This is a genomic window from Bacillus sp. MC1252, assembly GCF_056838025.1.
In genome coordinates this window covers 153,887-171,993 of the sequence record NZ_CM166369.1, presented here as the reverse complement: position 1 = coordinate 171,993, position 18,107 = coordinate 153,887, and the positions used below count along the sequence as shown (strand labels likewise).

Genomic DNA, 18,107 nt, shown 5'->3' with positions numbered 1-18,107 from the left:
ATTGGAAGGATATAAACAAAAAGCTTGGCGGCGTCCTACTCTCACAGGGGGAAACCCCCAACTACCATCGGCGCTGAAGAGCTTAACTTCCGTGTTCGGTATGGGAACGGGTGTGACCTCTTCGCTATCGCCACCAAACCTGATGGAGAGAATGTTCTCTCAAAACTAGATAACAACGTTCATGCTTCACATTAGAATATAGGTTAAGTCCTCGATCTATTAGTATCTGTCAGCTCCACGTGTCACCACGCTTCCACCTCAGACCTATCAACCTGATCATCTTTCAGGGATCTTACTTCCTTGCGGAATGGGAAATCTCATCTTGAGGGGGGCTTCATGCTTAGATGCTTTCAGCACTTATCCCGTCCGCACATAGCTACCCAGCGATGCCCTTGGCAGAACAACTGGTACACCAGCGGTGCGTCCATCCCGGTCCTCTCGTACTAAGGACAGCTCCTCTCAAATTTCCTGCGCCCGCGACGGATAGGGACCGAACTGTCTCACGACGTTCTGAACCCAGCTCGCGTACCGCTTTAATGGGCGAACAGCCCAACCCTTGGGACCGACTACAGCCCCAGGATGCGATGAGCCGACATCGAGGTGCCAAACCTCCCCGTCGATGTGGACTCTTGGGGGAGATAAGCCTGTTATCCCCGGGGTAGCTTTTATCCGTTGAGCGATGGCCCTTCCATGCGGAACCACCGGATCACTAAGCCCGACTTTCGTCCCTGCTCGACTTGTAGGTCTCGCAGTCAAGCTCCCTTGTGCCTTTACACTCTGCGAATGATTTCCAACCATTCTGAGGGAACCTTTGGGCGCCTCCGTTACATTTTAGGAGGCGACCGCCCCAGTCAAACTGCCCACCTGACACTGTCTCCCTGCCCGATAAGGGCAGCGGGTTAGAAGGTCAATACAGCCAGGGTAGTATCCCACCGATGCCTCCACCGAAGCTAGCGCTCCGGTTTCCAAGGCTCCTACCTATCCTGTACAAGCTGTACCAACATTCAATATCAGGCTGCAGTAAAGCTCCACGGGGTCTTTCCGTCCTGTCGCGGGTAACCTGCATCTTCACAGGTACTATAATTTCACCGAGTCTCTCGTTGAGACAGTGCCCAGATCGTTGCGCCTTTCGTGCGGGTCGGAACTTACCCGACAAGGAATTTCGCTACCTTAGGACCGTTATAGTTACGGCCGCCGTTTACTGGGGCTTCAATTCGCACCTTCGCTTACGCTAAGCGCTCCTCTTAACCTTCCAGCACCGGGCAGGCGTCAGCCCCTATACTTCGCCTTACGGCTTCGCAGAGACCTGTGTTTTTGCTAAACAGTCGCCTGGGCCTATTCACTGCGGCTTCTCGGGGCTTTAACACCCTAAGAAGCACCCCTTCTCCCGAAGTTACGGGGTCATTTTGCCGAGTTCCTTAACGAGAGTTCTCTCGATCACCTTAGGATTCTCTCCTCGCCTACCTGTGTCGGTTTGCGGTACGGGCACCTCTCACCTCGCTAGAGGCTTTTCTTGGCAGTGTGGAATCAGGAACTTCGCTACTAAATTTCGCTCGCCATCACAGCTCAGCCTTTACGGGAAACGGATTTGCCTATTTCCCAGCCTAACTGCTTGGACGCGGATATCCAATACCGCGCTTACCCTATCCTCCTGCGTCCCCCCATTGCTCAAATGGTGAGGAGGTGGTACAGGAATATCAACCTGTTGTCCATCGCCTACGCCTTTCGGCCTCGGCTTAGGTCCCGACTAACCCTGAGCGGACGAGCCTTCCTCAGGAAACCTTAGGCATTCGGTGGACGGGATTCTCACCCGTCTTTCGCTACTCATACCGGCATTCTCACTTCTAAGCGCTCCACCAGTCCTTCCGGTCTGGCTTCACAGCCCTTAGAACGCTCTCCTACCACTGTTCGTAAGAACAGTCCGCAGCTTCGGTGATACGTTTAGCCCCGGTACATTTTCGGCGCAGAGTCACTCGACCAGTGAGCTATTACGCACTCTTTAAATGGTGGCTGCTTCTAAGCCAACATCCTGGTTGTCTAAGCAACTCCACATCCTTTTCCACTTAACGTATACTTTGGGACCTTAGCTGGCGGTCTGGGCTGTTTCCCTTTCGACTACGGATCTTATCACTCGCAGTCTGACTCCCAAGGATAAGTCATCGGCATTCGGAGTTTGACTGAATTCGGTAACCCGGTAGGGGCCCCTAGTCCAATCAGTGCTCTACCTCCGAGACTCTTACCTTGAGGCTAGCCCTAAAGCTATTTCGGAGAGAACCAGCTATCTCCAGGTTCGATTGGCATTTCACCCCTACCCACACCTCATCCCCGCACTTTTCAACGTGCGTGGGTTCGGGCCTCCATTCAGTGTTACCTGAACTTCACCCTGGACATGGGTAGATCACCTGGTTTCGGGTCTACGACCACGTACTCATGCGCCCTATTCAGACTCGCTTTCGCTGCGGCTCCGCATCTTCTGCTTAACCTTGCACGGGATCGTAACTCGCCGGTTCATTCTACAAAAGGCACGCCATCACCCGTTAACGGGCTCTGACTACTTGTAGGCACACGGTTTCAGGATCTATTTCACTCCCCTTCCGGGGTGCTTTTCACCTTTCCCTCACGGTACTGGTTCACTATCGGTCACTAGGGAGTATTTAGCCTTGGGAGATGGTCCTCCCGGATTCCGACGGAATTTCACGTGTTCCGCCGTACTCAGGATCCACTCTGGAGGGAATGACATTTCAGTTACAGGGCTGTTACCTTCTCTGGCGGGCCTTTCCAGACCTCTTCGCTTATATCATTCCTTTGTAACTCCGTATAGAGTGTCCTACAACCCCAAGAGGCAAGCCTCTTGGTTTGGGCTGTTCCCGTTTCGCTCGCCGCTACTTAGGGAATCGCATTTGCTTTCTCTTCCTCCGGGTACTTAGATGTTTCAGTTCCCCGGGTATGCCTTCTCATACTCTATGTATTCAAGTATGGATACTACTCCATTACGAGCAGTGGGTTTCCCCATTCGGAAATCTCCGGATCAAAGCTTGCTTACAGCTCCCCGAAGCATATCGGTGTTCGTCCCGTCCTTCATCGGCTCCTAGTGCCAAGGCATCCACCGTGCGCCCTTTCTAACTTAACCATTTCTTACTTTAGAAAGAATCACTATGTGTGATGAACTTTGCATTGCATTCAATGTGAATGTATTACTTATTGTTATCTAGTTTTCAAAGAACAATCCTGTCTCGCTAGAGACATGTTTTGAAGGTATGATCCTTCAAAACTAAACAAGACCAAAACGCACGCTGCTCCATATATCCTTAGAAAGGAGGTGATCCAGCCGCACCTTCCGATACGGCTACCTTGTTACGACTTCACCCCAATCATCTGCCCCACCTTCGGCGGCTGGCTCCATAAAGGTTACCTCACCGACTTCGGGTGTTGCAAACTCTCGTGGTGTGACGGGCGGTGTGTACAAGGCCCGGGAACGTATTCACCGCGGCATGCTGATCCGCGATTACTAGCGATTCCAGCTTCACGCAGTCGAGTTGCAGACTGCGATCCGAACTGAGAACAGATTTATGGGATTCGCTAAACCTTGCGGTCTCGCAGCCCTTTGTTCTGTCCATTGTAGCACGTGTGTAGCCCAGGTCATAAGGGGCATGATGATTTGACGTCATCCCCACCTTCCTCCGGTTTGTCACCGGCAGTCACCTTAGAGTGCCCAACTAAATGCTGGCAACTAAGATCAAGGGTTGCGCTCGTTGCGGGACTTAACCCAACATCTCACGACACGAGCTGACGACAACCATGCACCACCTGTCACTCTGTCCCCGAAGGGAAAGCCCTATCTCTAGGGTTGTCAGAGGATGTCAAGACCTGGTAAGGTTCTTCGCGTTGCTTCGAATTAAACCACATGCTCCACCGCTTGTGCGGGCCCCCGTCAATTCCTTTGAGTTTCAGTCTTGCGACCGTACTCCCCAGGCGGAGTGCTTAATGCGTTAGCTGCAGCACTAAGGGGCGGAAACCCCCTAACACTTAGCACTCATCGTTTACGGCGTGGACTACCAGGGTATCTAATCCTGTTCGCTCCCCACGCTTTCGCTCCTCAGCGTCAGTTACAGACCAGAGAGTCGCCTTCGCCACTGGTGTTCCTCCACATCTCTACGCATTTCACCGCTACACGTGGAATTCCACTCTCCTCTTCTGCACTCAAGTTTCCCAGTTTCCAATGACCCTCCCCGGTTGAGCCGGGGGCTTTCACATCAGACTTAAGAAACCGCCTGCGAGCCCTTTACGCCCAATAATTCCGGACAACGCTTGCCACCTACGTATTACCGCGGCTGCTGGCACGTAGTTAGCCGTGGCTTTCTGGTTAGGTACCGTCAAGGTGCGAGCAGTTACTCTCGCACTTGTTCTTCCCTAACAACAGAGCTTTACGATCCGAAAACCTTCATCACTCACGCGGCGTTGCTCCGTCAGACTTTCGTCCATTGCGGAAGATTCCCTACTGCTGCCTCCCGTAGGAGTCTGGGCCGTGTCTCAGTCCCAGTGTGGCCGATCACCCTCTCAGGTCGGCTACGCATCGTTGCCTTGGTGAGCCATTACCCCACCAACTAGCTAATGCGCCGCGGGTCCATCTGTAAGTGACAGCCGAAACCGTCTTTCATCCTTGAACCATGCGGTTCAAGGAACTATCCGGTATTAGCTCCGGTTTCCCGGAGTTATCCCAGTCTTACAGGCAGGTTACCCACGTGTTACTCACCCGTCCGCCGCTAACATCCGGGAGCAAGCTCCCTTCTGTCCGCTCGACTTGCATGTATTAGGCACGCCGCCAGCGTTCGTCCTGAGCCAGGATCAAACTCTCCGAAAAAGAACAAAACCGAAGTTTCGTTTTTCGTCAGTTTGACTGACTACCTATGATGTATCATAGGATTTTTTATAAAAACTCGAATTAACAGGTACGTTTTGTCTTGTTTAGTTTTCAAAGATCATCTTCGCTGTTCTTAGCGGCTTTAATAATATAACATTTCGCTTCATCTTATGTCAACAACTTTTTTCAAGTTTATTTCCCGAAGCGTTTTGTGTTTGTCACTGTGTGTCAGCGACGATTAATAATATATCACGAAAATATTCTATTGGTCAACGCCTTTTCAAAACTTTTTTTGAAATAGTTTTATTGTGCATGTCAAACCCTTGTCCTGCATACAATCAAGTAACAATCTTGGACAAGGCAGGAGTGTTTGAATTGAGTCGATTATATGTGTTGCCTATTAAACGGCTGAAGCAAGTTGTCATTATTCTTGTAGCAGCCCTTGCAGCTGCAACCTTTTTTTATGTACAAAAGGCACCGCCGCTGTCGGTATTTAAAACAGAACATGGACCCCGAGCGATTTATAAAGGAGAGACTTCATCAAAACATACCTCTCTTACTTTTAATATTGGCTGGGGAGATGAGAAGGCCGTTCCTATTTTGAATGTCCTTCGAGAGTACGGTATAAAGAACGCCACTTTCTTTCTGTCTGCTTCTTGGGCTGAACGTCATCCTGATATCGTGAATCGTATTAGAGAGGACGGACACCAAATCGGCAGCCTTGGCTATGCTTATAAAAATTATAGCCAGCTTGAAGAAAGCGAAATCAAGCAGGATCTTGTCAGGGCACAAAATACCTTTCAAAAGCTTGGACTAGATGATATTCAACTATTAAGACCGCCAACTGGACAATTTAATGAAACAGTATTGAAAATTGCAACACAGTACGGCTATTCCGTTGTACATTACAGCATCAACTCACAGGATTGGCTGAACCCGGGCGTCGACCAGATTGTTCAAAATGTAAATGATCGAATGAAAAGCGGAGACATCATTCTCCTTCACGCCTCGGATTCAGCGACCCAAACCGCTCAAGCCTTACCAGCTATTTTGAAACACTTAAAAGAAAAGAATTTAAAGAATGTCACGGTTGGCGAGCTTATCTCTAATACAAAAACAAAGTCAACGGAAGTTAAGTAGCTTTTGCCTTTGAAAACCGTGGCATAGCTAACAGCTGAAACGCATTACAGCTTAATAGCGGGAAAAGCATTAAATACAGCCAGTCCTCTTCATTGACTCTGAGCGCCGGGAACCACTCTAACGACGTGATGACGACCATGAGAAACATTGCGGAAATAAATGTTTTCTTAGAGGACTGCTTCTGTTTATAATAAGCCACAATCAATGCAAACACACCGATAAAGACAGGCAGCCATAAGTATGGAAGAAATGATTCATTCTCCCCGAAAAACAGAAATCGCAAATAGGCTAAATCAAACAGTACAAAAATCACAAGAAACAGCTGAATGGTATTCCATAAAGAATGTGACCGGAAAATCTCAAGTGCAAATCGGTGCACAGTTAAGAAGACGACGAATCCCATCTGACTAATCACACTAAAGATCATCCCCACACCAATGAACCAAAACAACACAGATGCGATCTCTAGAATTTCAAACGATACAAACAGCTTCTGATACTTCCCCCACTCCAGCGCAAAGCCTACCACGCTTGTCATGACCGCTCCAACAGCTAGCACAGAGAAGAAAAAACGAACTAAATCCCGACTTTTCATTGAATTGATCCAACCCCTATTTTTGTTATGTATAAATTCACGTGAAACATTCATATTAAAAGTAAGACATGTAACGAAAGGAGCCACAGTATGTCAAAAGGCATCTTGCGTATAATGAGCTGTTTTCTTCTTTTATCTCTAACAGCTTGTGCTCCCAAAACCCAATCCTCATCTAATATGGACTATGACGAAACAAAGAAAATGGTCGTCGATATTTTGAAGACAGATGACGGTAAAAAGGCCATTCAACAGTTATTAAATGACGAGGCAATGAATGAAGCTTTGGTAATGGATGAACAAACTGTGAAAAAAACGATAGAGAAAACACTGACTTCTGATAAAGGCAAAGAGTTCTGGAAGAAGGTCTTTGAGGATTCTAAATTTGCCGAGACTTTCGCAAAATCCATGCAGCAACAGCATGAAAAGATGTTAAAACAGTTAATGAAGGACCCTGACTATCAACAGCTGATGATGGATATTCTCAAGGATCCTGAGATGGAAAAGAAATACGGTGAACTGGTCAAAAGCAAAGAGTTCAGAAAGCACTTAGAAAAAGTCATTACAGAAACATTAAGCAGCCCTCTTTATAAGAAGAAATTCGAAGATGAGCTGAAAAAGGCAGCATCTGAAAGCAGCAGTGATTCCGGTTCACAAGACCAAGGAAGCGGCAGTTAAAAATCATCACCCGAGTGGCATAAGATCCACTCGGGCTTTCATTATGCTTTTACTGCTAATTGTTCAATCACTCGATTGGCAATGTGTTGATACACTTCTCCTGTCGGATGACTCGCCTCATAGACAGACGGCGCAAAATCATTTTCATTCCAATCAGGCTGTCTTAAAGGAATTTGGCCAAGGACCGACACACGCAGCTCTTCAGCCAGCTTGTCCCCGCCGCCTTTTCCAAAGACATATTCTTTTTCACCAGTTTTTTTGCTTTGGTAATAGCTCATATTCTCAACGACCCCAAGCACCTCGTGATCTGTTTGCAGTGCCATTGCACCTGCTCTAGCAGCAACGAAAGCAGCCGTTGGATGGGGTGTTGTCACAATGATCTCCTTACAGCTTGGAAGCATTGTATGAATATCCAGCGCCACATCTCCCGTTCCAGGTGGAAGATCTAATAATAAGTAATCTAATTCTCCCCACTCGACTTCGTGGAAGAAGTTATTTAACATTTTACCAAGCATCGGCCCTCTCCAAATGACCGGTGCATTTTCTTCAACAAAAAAGCCCATTGAAATCACTTTGACGCCAAAGCGTTCCACAGGTATAATTTTTTCCCCTTTAACCGTTGGTCTGACGGTAATCCCCATCATATCCGGTACACTAAAGCCGTAAATATCAGCATCAATCAGTCCGACTTTTTTCCCTAGACGAGCCAGTGCTACAGCAAGGTTGACGGAAACCGTTGATTTCCCAACGCCACCCTTTCCACTCGCAATCGCTAAGAATACAGGCGGATTTTTAGAGTTGAGCAGGTTTTCTTCCTCATCTTGTGATGGCATAAACTTTTCAAGCGTTTCCTGAGGCAGTTCTTCAAAACGAAGTCCTACTGTATTAGCGCCTGCCGCTTTTAAGGCTTGTACGATTTCTTGCTGCAGCTTCATCTGCTCAGCAGTGCCTGTTTTAGCAATGGCCACTTTTAAGCTTACATGCTCTTTTTCAGGCTTTAGGCTGATTTCCTTGATGGCATCCAGCTCGCCAAGCGGTATATGAAGGAAAGGTTCGTCCATCTTCCCAACTAATTTTCTCACATCATCTTGTCCGATCATAGCAGAACCTCACCCTTTATTGAATTCGTTTACAATCCAAGTATATCATACATATCCTTACAATGTCTGTCCTGTTTGCCTGCGATCAAAAGGAAAAAGCCCCTTATTCAGGCGGCTCTTTTTGCTCTGTTAAATATCTCAGAATTCCTTTATAAATGGAGGCAGCAATTTGATCCTGATACTTAGGTGTTGCCAGCTGACTAGCCTCCTTCGGATTAGAGAGGAAACCGACTTCTACAAGGGCTCCTGGCTTCGTGACATTTTGCATTAAATAAATGCCGTTAATCCGCTTCGCTTTTCGATCTGTGTTTTCGAGGTTGTTGCGCAATTCATCTTGAATGAACTTCGCTGCCTTTTCATTCTCTTCATACTTTCCGTAAAAAAACGTTTGCGCCCCGCTCCATTTGTTCGATGGAATCGCATTTAAATGAATGCTTAAATAGAGATCCGCTTCAGACTCATTGATGGCTTTCACACGGTTTCTCAAATCCTCCGCTTTCTTACGGGCATATCCCTTTGTATTCTTTGATGATAGATCAGAATCATCCTCCCGGGTCATGAGAACAAGCGCTCCCTGCTCCTGCAAATAGTCACGTATCTTCATGGACACATCCAGTGCAATCTCTTTTTCAAGCAGCTCTCCACCTACAGCCCCGCCATCTGGACCGCCGTGACCCGGATCTAAATAGATGATCTTCCCACTTAGAGGCAAATTCCACGATTTCCATGAATCATCATTTAGAAATTGAAATCTGAATAAGAATAAGAGGACAATAAACCCAATTAAAAACCCTGTCCACTTCAGCTTTCTTTTCATCCCTGTCCCTCCCATACACCATTATTTTATAGATATGGGACAAGTGCTGGAAATATGCTTAGTGCAGCCGAAGCTTATGTCTTTTTTCTGATTCTCGAAAGCCTTCCTGCCACCACATGTTTAAAAACTCTTTGGCAAATGGATACAGACATGACGTCTTTCGCTCCATTCGGAACATATTTCCCCACGATTGCAAACAACCAGTCAACTCCTCAATCAGCTCATCATCCTCCTGGGATGACCGCTTCTTAATATTATCGAACGATTCTCCGTACTTACTTAACTCACCGTATCTTCCACCGGCTAAAAAAGCTTCAATTGCGAAATCAATACAGCCGTCACTCATCATACCGGCTGGATCATCAGCAAACGGAAACAGCTTCTTCGTGAATTTCTCCGAAGCGGCTGTCACCTTTTGAAGAGACAATGTACGCAACAGCTTCTTTTCAAGCGCGACATCTCGTTTTGTTTTCAATTGATAAAATGAAAGCACTTCTGCCATGGACTGAACTCCTTTTTTCTTTGTATTGTTCGTTGCTTTGAACAAAACATGCAGTTCAGTAAATGGAAAATCAGTGGTCAACCTGAATGGAAAATTGTGATAAAATGGGCTTTTGATTATAGAAAGAATGGTAAAGGGGCAAAAATAAATGAAGAAATGGATGTATATCCTGCTGCTATTGACAGTCATTCTATCCGCATGCAGCAGTCAAGCCGCCGAGAAAGAGAGCGACATCGAAGGAATAGAAGACATATCCTTAAAACAGCTCTCCAAGCACAAAAACACGTATCTTGGTGACAACTCAGCAATTCACGAAATTTTATCAAACCTTCCTGGAGGCGTGATTCGAGAATTTGAAATCGTCGATGGAAAAGCATTAAAAGTGACATATGGGGTTAAAGAGAATGCCGATTACACCGAAAAACAATTTGACGCATACTGGTTTGATCAAAAGGACACAATTGAAAAAACGTATTTATACAATGCAATCGCACTTTTTATTCTTGTCGATAACGTAGAGCAGGTAACCCTCAAGATGAACTCAAGTGACGAGCCTTCCGTCACGTTCAAAAGACAGCAGCTAGAAAAAAAGCTTCCTCACTCTTTTAAATCGTACAAAGACGATACAGCACTTTGGCAGAAGGAGCTTGTAGATGGAGTTGTGAAGTCGAAAGAAAAACGCCAAGATGTATACAACACGTTTCCAATGCAGAAATAATAAAACAGAGGGGAATCTCCCTCTGTTTTTTTGATGATTATGTAGTGAAAGCTTGAATCAATCGTTGTCGAAAACTTTGATCCACTGCTGCAGTAAGCATAAATTCATTGAATACTCCCCCCATCCAGTGAGAATGATTCGCTTTCGGATCATTGATAAAAAGAGAAATGGATATCGATGATGTATCCGTTTTTCGATATAAAGCAGCTGTGAAAACAAACAATGTTGAACCGCCTTTATACCAAAGATATTGATCTTTTTCCGTCTTCAATGTTTCTCCCAGCACAATTTGACTAAAAAGACTCTTTTCTTCTTTTGTTAACAGCTCATCATGCAGACGTTTCATAAAATGTGCATATTCATTGGTAGTAGACTTTGTCATCTTTTGCGTCAGTAATGATTGAATACGCCAGCTTAATAAGTTCTTTTTCTTCATCTTTTCTTCTAACGCCTTTTTTTGCTCTGGGTCATTTTTCATGATATTAAAAATCTCAATCATCAGAGATTTGTATTGTTCATGGGATACACCGCTCATTTGCTTTAATGCATCCCGCCGATGATCAGATACATAGGATGACCACAAAAGCTTTGGGGTAACTGGCATGAGTTCATCATGTTCTGTAAGACCTGCTTGTTTCATCCGATCATTGATCTTCTCTAAGCCCAGCCGGTCAATCAAATAATCCGTACAAGCATTCGAACTGACTTGCATCATCCCTTTGGCGACATCTAATAAAGTCACATGCTCAGAAAAATCATTGACCTCCAGCCAGTATGTGTGTGCACCACCGTCTGTTCTATCAATATAAAACCGCTCTACATCAGACAACGCCACTTTTTCATCTAGCTTGATGTCGCCGCTGGATACAGCTTTGACAAAATGAAATAAAACCACTAATTTCACCGTACTTGCAAGTGGCGTTTTTTGATCAGCATTCCACTCTAACACCACATCATCATTTTCAATGATTGTCACTGATACGTCCTTTTTGTTTTTTGTGACAAATGTCAAAAGATCTTCCTTCGTTTTCTTCATATCTCTTTTATACAGCAAGATTTGAATGACCACGTAAAGTATGACCACACCTAGGACAACTAGACCGATTTTGAGTAACATGTTTCTCCTTTCCAAATAACAGAGGATTTACACAATAAATATAACAAATATTTGAAATGAAGGCACAAAAAAGCAAAGGCTTGTGAATCCCTTTGCTTTTTTGGTGTAATTATAGACGAAGAAGATGCAGCTTCATCCCATCATGCGTAGCTTCAAACCCCAACTTTTCGTAAAAACGGCGTGCATCTGGTCTCTGTTTGTCTGTTGTCAGTTGAATCATATGACAGCCGCGGTCGCTTGCACGTTGAATGGCCCATTTTATGAGCAGCGTGCCGACTCCTTTCCCTCTATGGGTCGAAGCCGTACGAACTCCTTCTATTGATGCTCTCCAACCTCCTTGATGTGTAAGAAATGGCGTCATGGTTAACTGGAGAACACCGACTGCTTCTTCCTGATCACACGCAACAATGAGTTCAATATTTGGATCTGCATCTATAAAATGAAAGGCTTTCATATAGCTTTCTAATAATGGGCGAGTGTAACGCTCTCTTTTTTGACCTAACATGTCATCTGAAAGCATGAAGACGATCTTGTCAAGATCTTCCCGCGTGGCTTCTCTACAAGTCAGTTGACTTAAATCCAATGAACACACCTCCTATGAAATGAAGTGGAACTCATTGACCAAAATACCAATGATGTGCGTTCTTATATAAGATTTGATCAGATGCTTTTTCATCAAAAAGCTGTTGAATCAACTCAACATCACCGTATTCAAATGGACGCTTCGCCCTTGTGGATGGAAGGTCTGTACCAAACATCAGTGCATCAGGGTTCGTTTGATAGATAGACGTCAATGCATGTTCAACGTTTAAATCGACACGCCCAAAGCCCGTTGCTTTCACGCGAACCCCTTTGTCCACCAAATGCAGCAAATGCGGTAAGCCTTCTTCAGATAAGCCTAAGTGATCAATTGAAACGGACGGCAGCTTTTCGAGCATAGATGACATGTCAGGCAGATACTTAGAATCAATATAGAGCTCACTATGCCACCCCACCAGCTCATGCACTCTTCTGGCAAAGTAATCGAGCTTTGATATATCTTCCGAACCGCCTCGCTTCACGTTAAAACGTAGCGCCTTTACCCCATGTTGATCCAATCGAATAATTTCATCATCGGTCACCGTATACGGCAATTGAGTCACGCCGCAAAAAGCCGTCCCCATTTCACCTAGCGCTTTCAACAAATAGCCTTGGTCAAATCCCTGAAATGACCCCGAAACAATCGCTCCACCTAAAATCCCCAAATCAGCCGTCTCTCTTCTATAATCATTCACCACATAACTCGGCGGTGTATATCCTTGGTTTTCTTGAATGGGAAAATCAAAATCAATGATATGAAAATGTGCATCAAAGATCCTCATGACCGCGCCCCTCTTCTGCTTAGTTGACCTGATTATATCAATTTAAAAAGCCAGAGAATATTTTGGATGATGAATCACTTCATATGATGAAAACTTATCAATCCTTCTTTGCGTGCCATTCCTCTTGTAAGATAGCATAGTAAAACTCATCCCACCACTCATTTCCTTGGGGTATACACTTTTTAAAATAACCCTCTCTTCTCATCCCCAATTTTTCCATCACTCTCCACGAAGGGATATTTTCAGGCTGACAAGTGGCGATGATCCTATGTAAATTCATTATTTTAAATCCATGATATAATACGGAATAAGCCGCTTCAGATGCATAGCCTTTGTTTTGGTATTTAGGATTGAAGACCCACCCAATTTCATATGTGTGATCACCAAAGTATGGATGGAACACCATATGTCCGATGCATGTATGATCTTCTTTTAATAGGACAGCGAAATTCTTAGCATTTTCATGACTATTATTTTTGACAAATTTCTTTGCATCTTCCTTAGAGAATACGCCTTCCGGAATATACTTCATAACAGTTGCATCAGATGTATATGCATAAACATCCTGCCAATCATCATAAGTAAATCTACGAATGAGACACCTTTCTGTTGTTAGATTCATATGACATCCTCCATAAAAATCGTTTTTCGTGATTGAAAATTAAAGAAAATAGATAGGGCTAAAAATTTCTAGAATGCTTATCACCAAAAGGAGAGAGCGATTACAATTTAAAGTTTTGAACAGAAAACTTTCCATGACCTAATATAAATATTGTATATGTATTTAAGTGGATGAGACAAAAAATATCAATCACATAAAAAATCACAAATCAAAAAGCACCAGCAAGATGCTGATGCTTTTGTTATATGGTTTGTCTGTAACAAACCTTTGTAAAACGTCCATACAATATAAAATTGATTAACGTTTCGAGAACTGAGGAGCTCTACGTGCGCCTTTAAGACCGTATTTCTTACGCTCTTTCATACGAGGGTCACGAGTAAGAAGTCCAGCACGTTTAAGTGGTGTACGGTACTCAGGATCTACTTCTAGAAGAGCACGAGAGATACCGTGACGAATTGCTCCAGCTTGACCAGAGAATCCACCACCGTGAACATTTACAAGAACATCGTAGCTGTTAGCTGTTTCTGTGATGTTCAAAGGCTGTTTCACGTCTTCGATTAAAGCAGCGAATGGAATGTATTCAGTAATTTCACGATTATTAACGACGATACGGCCTTCACCTGGAACTAAGCGAACGCGCGCTACAGAACTTTTACGACGACCTGTACCGTAATATTGAACCTGTGCCAAATTGTTAACCTCCCTTATAATTAACCGCGAAGTTCGTAAACTTCAGGTTGTTGTGCTTGATGTGGATGCTCAGCACCACGGTACACATTTAATTTTTTGAACATTTGACGACCTAGTGGACCCTTTGGAAGCATACCTTTGATAGCAAGCTCCAACATTTTTTCAGGGTAGTTTGTACGCATCTCAAGAGCAGTTCTTTGTTTCAAACCACCTGGGTGCATCGTGTGACGGTAGTAAATTTTGTCCGTCAATTTCTTACCTGTTAATTCGATTTTCTCAGCGTTGATGATGATGACGTGATCACCTGTATCAACGTGTGGTGTATAAGTTGGTTTGTGCTTACCGCGCAAAAGTGATGCTACTTCAGTAGAAAGACGACCTAGAGTCTTGCCTGCCGCATCAACAACTAGCCATTTGCGCTCAATTGTGCTTGCGTTCGCCATTGGTGTTGTACGCATGAGTTTCCCTCCTAAATAAATCAATGATTTTTCCTTGAATCAAATGCTACGTTCTATTTCAAAACACAATAAGTTTCCGGGGCTTATTTGTGGGGTTGAAATACATACCATATGATATCTTATAACTTTCTGCTTCCTGTGTCAAGAACATGTTACACCTGGTTTAGTTGTCATAGAAAACTTCCCATAAATACAGTCCGTGACTAGGCGCAGTCCTGCCTGCCGCTTCGCGATTTCGGGCGGCAAGCATGGCTTTGATCTCCTCAGGGTGAAATTTACCAGATCCGATTTCAAGTAACGTTCCAGCGATAATCCGCACCATGTTGTATAAAAAGCCATTTCCTCTCACACGCATTTCAAGCCCGTCTGAGACGTTTTCCCACTCGAGGGTGTAAATATCCCTCACCTTGTCCTGAACCTCCGTATTGGCCGCACAAAAGCTTGTGAAGTCATGTGTGCCAATCAAGTGTCCAGCAGCTTCTTTCATTTTTTCGACATCCAGCCGGTAAGGATAGTGGCAGGCGTATTGTCTCGTGAACACATTTTGATGCGTTTCAGTAGAGACCTTATAACGGTACTCCTTCGAAACGACATGAAACCGTGCATGAAACGACTCATCCACTTTCTCAGCCTTTAGAACACGGATATCATCAGGCAGCAAGCTGTTGAGGGCAAAAGGCCATCTCTCCATCGGGATCGAGAGCGGGGTGTCGAAGTGGATGACCTGCCCCATGGCATGGACACCGCTGTCTGTACGGCCGGAAGCCACAATCGGAATCAATTCCTCCTGTTTATGCATTCTTGCAAGAGCTGACTCAATCTCCGTCTGAACGGTTCGCTGCCCAGGCTGCACCTGATAGCCTTTAAAATGTGTTCCATCGTATGATACGGTACATTTTACCTTCATCTAGGAATCACCTAATTTCTCAAAAGTACAAGAAGTGCCGTTAACAAGATGAATAGAAGCATCGTAAACGTGTCTTTCATGCCCCAGACAAGCTGGCGGTATTTCGTGCGCCCTTCTCCCCCGCGGTAGCCTCTCGCTTCCATAGCGGTCGCCAATTCCTCCGCACGCTTAAACGCACTGACGAAAAGCGGGACAAGCAAAGGAACGATCGCTTTCAAACGATCCTTTAGAGGTCCGCTTGTAAAATCAACACCTCTTGCCATTTGTGCTTTCATGATTTTGTCTGTCTCTTCTAGTAAAGTCGGAATAAATCGAAGAGAGATGGACATCATGAGGGCAAGTTCATGAACAGGCAGTTTGATTTTACGGAACGGATGCAGCAGCTTCTCCATACCGTCCGTCACTTCTATTGGCGTTGTGGTTAACGTAAGAAGTGTCGTCATCATAATAAGATACACAAAACGCAGTGAAATGAAGATCCCCTGCTTTAAACCCTCTTCATAAATATTCAGAAAACCAAAGTGAAATAGCAAGGCGCCATCCTTTGTCATGAAAATATGCAGAATAAAGGTAAACAGGACAATCCATAGGATCGGCTTCATTCCCTTGAGAATAAAGTAAAGCGGCACCTGTGAAACCATCACCACAAGGATCGTAAAAACACCTAAAAGCCCGTAAGTGATGTAGTTATTAGCAAAAAAGACAATAAAAACGAAAAAGAAAATTGATAACAGCTTTGTCCTTGGATCAAGACGATGGACAAAGGATGAACCTGGCACATATTTGCCGATAATCATACTATCCATCATGATGTCGTGTCCTCCTGATAAAAAGCTGTTAAGGCTTCTGTCATTTCATCCATGGTCAGAAGCGGCCTTGGAAACGTGATGCCCAGCTTTTCTTCTACAGCCTGCTGGAATTTAATCGTTTCTGGGAGATCGAGACCAAAAGAAGACATGTCTGTACGATTGGCAAACAATTCTCTCGGCGTACCTGTCGCCTTCACTGTTCCTTTATGCATCACAATCATTTGATCCGCATAATGGGCTGCATCCTCCATACTGTGTGTAACCAAAATCGTGGTGAGGTTTGCTTTCTGATGAAGCTCATAAAACATGTCCATGATTTCTTTGCGCCCGCGTGGATCTAACCCTGCAGTCGGCTCATCAAGTACAAGCACTTCTGGCTCCATCGCTAGAACACCCGCAATCGCCACACGTCTCATTTGACCGCCGCTTAATTCAAAGGGTGATCGAGATAATAAGGATTCAGAAAGGCCTACAAGCTTCAGCATCTCCTTCGCCTTCGCTTCTGCCTTCTCCTGAGGAACGCCGAAATTCATTGGACCAAAGCAGATATCCTTAAGGATGGTCTCCTCAAAGAGCTGATGCTCAGGAAACTGGAACACGATGCCTACTTTTTTCCGGAGGGATTTCAAATCCTTCTGCTTTTTGTTGGCTTGTAAGACTGTATCTCCAAGTGCAATGCTTCCTTTTGTCGGTTTGAGTAATCCATTTAAGTGCTGCAGCAATGTGGATTTGCCAGAGCCCGTATGACCAATGACAGCGACATAGCTGCCTTCTTTGATGGTAGCATTGACATCATACAAAGCGAGACGCTCAAACGGCGTTTTCATTTGATAACGATGCTCTAATTCTTTGATCGTAATGTCCATAGCTCTTTCACCAATCCTTCTTGTGTCAAATGGGCATTTGCAAGCGGCACACCTTGCTGCTTCAATTGCTTGCTTAACCGGTAGGAAAATGGAAGATCAAGTCCAATTTGAACCAGCTGTTCATCTAGTTCAAATACTTCTTCTGGTGTTCCCTCGGCAAATTTCTTCCCACCATTCAGCACAATGACGCGATCTGCCTTCGCAGCCTCGTCTAAATCATGTGTGATGGAAATGACTGTGACCGTTCCTTGTTCCTTCAGCAGTCTAACAGTCTCTAACACTTCTTCCCGGCCAATCGGATCAAGCATTGATGTTGCTTCATCCAAGATCATGATGTCAGGGCTTGCGGCAAGCACACCTGCAATGGCGACTCTCTGCTTTTGCCCGCCTGATAGATGGTGCGGCTCTTGATCAAGAAACTCCAGCATATTGACCTGTTTGACAGCCCAATCTACACGTTCTATCATCAATTCCCGCTCAACCCCATTATTTTCTAAACCAAAAGCCACATCATCACGAACCGTCGAGCCAACGAATTGGTTATCTGGGTTTTGAAAGACCATTCCGACCTTTTTGCGAATATCCCAAACACTCTCTTCTTTTAGCTCAATCTCACCAACTTTGACCGTTCCAGCATCCGGTAAAATGAGCCCATTCAGCACACGGGCAAGTGTGGATTTACCTGAACCGTTATGACCAACAATGGCGAGCCATTCATTTTGATTCACATGCAATGACACTTGATCTAAAGCGGGCTTGTCCGCATCTTTGTGATAACGAAATACAATGTCCTTTACGTCAATTAATGTCTTCCCCATCTCTACCGGACCTCCTCTCAGCTCAACCTCTTCTTTGCTTATTGCTAAAAA

General features: G+C 44.8%; 17 protein-coding genes and 3 rRNA genes. 3 read left to right on the top strand and 17 right to left on the bottom strand.

Translation table 11 applies throughout. The annotated features are described in order from the left end of the window. Positions 1–22: 22 nt before the first annotated feature. From rrf to ACYH0L_RS00965, 3 genes are all read right to left on the bottom strand, one after another. Positions 23–138 (bottom strand): 5S ribosomal RNA (gene rrf / locus ACYH0L_RS00975). 61 nt (positions 139–199) lie between these two features. Next, positions 200–3,130, bottom strand: a 23S ribosomal RNA gene (locus tag ACYH0L_RS00970). 182 nt (positions 3,131–3,312) lie between these two features. Then, positions 3,313–4,861, bottom strand: a 16S ribosomal RNA gene (locus tag ACYH0L_RS00965). The 16S, 23S and 5S rRNA genes sit together here, the layout of an rRNA operon. 375 nt (positions 4,862–5,236) lie before the next feature. On the opposite strand from ACYH0L_RS00965, the gene pdaB reads away from it, so the two are divergent. Then, a complete protein-coding gene (gene pdaB, locus ACYH0L_RS00960) occupies positions 5,237–6,001 on the top strand; it encodes a polysaccharide deacetylase family sporulation protein PdaB (protein ID WP_249705087.1) in 765 nt (254 codons plus the stop codon). On the opposite strand, the gene ACYH0L_RS00955 is transcribed toward pdaB, so the two are convergent. Beyond that, entirely contained in the window at positions 5,994–6,596 is a 603-nt protein-coding gene (locus ACYH0L_RS00955) for a KinB-signaling pathway activation protein (protein WP_249705086.1), read from the bottom strand. The two genes, pdaB and ACYH0L_RS00955, sit on opposite strands and share 8 nt — an antisense overlap. 90 nt (positions 6,597–6,686) lie before the next feature. On the opposite strand from ACYH0L_RS00955, the gene gerD reads away from it, so the two are divergent. After that, positions 6,687–7,271, top strand: coding sequence for a spore germination lipoprotein GerD (gerD, locus tag ACYH0L_RS00950; RefSeq protein ID WP_099728173.1), 585 nt, complete (start codon positions 6,687–6,689; stop codon positions 7,269–7,271). Positions 7,272–7,312: 41 nt separating this feature from the next. Here gerD and ACYH0L_RS00945 read toward each other — a convergent pair whose 3' ends face one another. From ACYH0L_RS00945 to ACYH0L_RS00935, 3 genes are all read right to left on the bottom strand, one after another. After that, positions 7,313–8,371, bottom strand: coding sequence for an Mrp/NBP35 family ATP-binding protein (locus ACYH0L_RS00945; RefSeq protein ID WP_099728174.1), 1,059 nt, complete (start codon positions 8,369–8,371; stop codon positions 7,313–7,315). A gap of 103 nt (positions 8,372–8,474) precedes the next feature. Then, on the bottom strand, positions 8,475–9,188 hold the full coding sequence (gene cwlD / locus ACYH0L_RS00940; RefSeq protein ID WP_099679383.1) for an N-acetylmuramoyl-L-alanine amidase CwlD: 714 nt from the start codon (positions 9,186–9,188) through the stop codon (positions 8,475–8,477). A 58-nt stretch (positions 9,189–9,246) separates the two neighbouring features. Then, a complete protein-coding gene (locus ACYH0L_RS00935) occupies positions 9,247–9,690 on the bottom strand; it encodes a DUF2521 family protein (RefSeq protein WP_256499223.1) in 444 nt (147 codons plus the stop codon). A 148-nt stretch (positions 9,691–9,838) separates the two neighbouring features. Here ACYH0L_RS00935 and ACYH0L_RS00930 point away from each other — a divergent pair, with 148 nt between their 5' ends. After that, positions 9,839–10,408: a DUF4825 domain-containing protein gene (locus ACYH0L_RS00930; RefSeq protein WP_099728176.1), complete on the top strand. Its 570-nt coding sequence runs from the start codon at positions 9,839–9,841 to the stop codon at positions 10,406–10,408. 37 nt (positions 10,409–10,445) lie between these two features. Here ACYH0L_RS00930 and ACYH0L_RS00925 read toward each other — a convergent pair whose 3' ends face one another. From ACYH0L_RS00925 to ACYH0L_RS00880, 10 genes are all read right to left on the bottom strand, one after another. Then, entirely contained in the window at positions 10,446–11,525 is a 1,080-nt protein-coding gene (locus ACYH0L_RS00925; protein WP_230031682.1) for a serine hydrolase, read from the bottom strand. Positions 11,526–11,634: 109 nt separating this feature from the next. Beyond that, positions 11,635–12,108, bottom strand: coding sequence for a GNAT family N-acetyltransferase (locus ACYH0L_RS00920; RefSeq protein ID WP_482354259.1), 474 nt, complete (start codon positions 12,106–12,108; stop codon positions 11,635–11,637). A 31-nt stretch (positions 12,109–12,139) separates the two neighbouring features. Next, a complete protein-coding gene (locus tag ACYH0L_RS00915; protein WP_482354258.1) occupies positions 12,140–12,886 on the bottom strand; it encodes an amidohydrolase family protein in 747 nt (248 codons plus the stop codon). A gap of 97 nt (positions 12,887–12,983) precedes the next feature. Next, positions 12,984–13,508, bottom strand: coding sequence for a GNAT family N-acetyltransferase (locus ACYH0L_RS00910; RefSeq protein ID WP_482354257.1), 525 nt, complete (start codon positions 13,506–13,508; stop codon positions 12,984–12,986). 297 nt (positions 13,509–13,805) lie between these two features. Then, positions 13,806–14,198, bottom strand: coding sequence for a 30S ribosomal protein S9 (rpsI, locus tag ACYH0L_RS00905; protein WP_034283876.1), 393 nt, complete (start codon positions 14,196–14,198; stop codon positions 13,806–13,808). Positions 14,199–14,218: 20 nt separating this feature from the next. Continuing rightward, positions 14,219–14,656: a 50S ribosomal protein L13 gene (rplM, locus tag ACYH0L_RS00900; protein ID WP_099728181.1), complete on the bottom strand. Its 438-nt coding sequence runs from the start codon at positions 14,654–14,656 to the stop codon at positions 14,219–14,221. Positions 14,657–14,819: 163 nt separating this feature from the next. After that, positions 14,820–15,563, bottom strand: a complete 744-nt coding sequence (gene truA / locus ACYH0L_RS00895; RefSeq protein WP_482354256.1) for a tRNA pseudouridine(38-40) synthase TruA — start codon at positions 15,561–15,563, stop codon at positions 14,820–14,822. An 11-nt stretch (positions 15,564–15,574) separates the two neighbouring features. Continuing rightward, complete coding sequence (locus tag ACYH0L_RS00890; RefSeq protein WP_099728183.1) at positions 15,575–16,372, bottom strand: energy-coupling factor transporter transmembrane component T family protein; 798 nt, start codon at positions 16,370–16,372, stop codon at positions 15,575–15,577. Beyond that, positions 16,369–17,238 carry an energy-coupling factor ABC transporter ATP-binding protein gene (locus tag ACYH0L_RS00885; RefSeq protein WP_256499218.1) on the bottom strand — a complete coding sequence of 290 codons (870 nt, stop codon included), beginning with the start codon at positions 17,236–17,238 and terminating at the stop codon, positions 16,369–16,371. Before ACYH0L_RS00885 ends, ACYH0L_RS00890 begins: the two co-directional genes overlap by 4 nt. After that, positions 17,214–18,056 (bottom strand): energy-coupling factor ABC transporter ATP-binding protein, encoded by an 843-nt coding sequence (locus ACYH0L_RS00880; RefSeq protein ID WP_256499217.1) that lies wholly within the window; start codon positions 18,054–18,056, stop codon positions 17,214–17,216. Before ACYH0L_RS00880 ends, ACYH0L_RS00885 begins: the two co-directional genes overlap by 25 nt. Between the last annotated feature and the right edge of the window lie 51 nt (positions 18,057–18,107).